At 69.1% G+C, this 363-nt stretch carries 1 protein-coding gene; it reads right to left on the bottom strand.

Annotated features, from left to right (window positions below):
- Positions 1–349, bottom strand: a 349-nt coding sequence (locus ACAG24_RS29500; protein ID WP_370476398.1) for a DUF222 domain-containing protein, incomplete at its 3' end; no start/stop codon positions are given.
- Between the last annotated feature and the right edge of the window lie 14 nt (positions 350–363).

Here is a 363-nt window from a genome sequence, read left to right as displayed (position 1 = left end):
CGACGTGCTCGTCATCGAGCAGACCCTGAGCCTGGGCGGCGGCGGTGGCCTCCCACCACGGCGCCAACGGCTCCCCACCCATCGAATACCGCGGACCCAACGTCTTGGCCCGCACCAGCCGCCGCGCCGCCTCCCGCCCCGACACCCGCAACGCCGTGGTGAGCACTTTCTTCCACGATGCTTCCCCCAGCCGGCACGGCTCGGTCTCGGCCAGCAGCCGCGCCAACGCGCGATGCTCGACTGCAGGCACCGACCGCATCACCGTCGCCAGCTCAGCCAACAGACGAATCAACTCACGATGGGACAACTCGTCACAGGCCTTCGACAGGATGGCGATCTGCTCGCCCATCCCCGCCAACGCCT

Origin of the sequence: Mycobacterium bulgaricum, from assembly GCF_041287165.2 — a bacterium.
Lineage (GTDB): Bacteria > Actinomycetota > Actinomycetes > Mycobacteriales > Mycobacteriaceae > Mycobacterium > Mycobacterium bulgaricum.
Note: the sequence above shows the minus strand (reverse complement) of the source record. Positions and strands in the feature narration are given on the sequence as shown.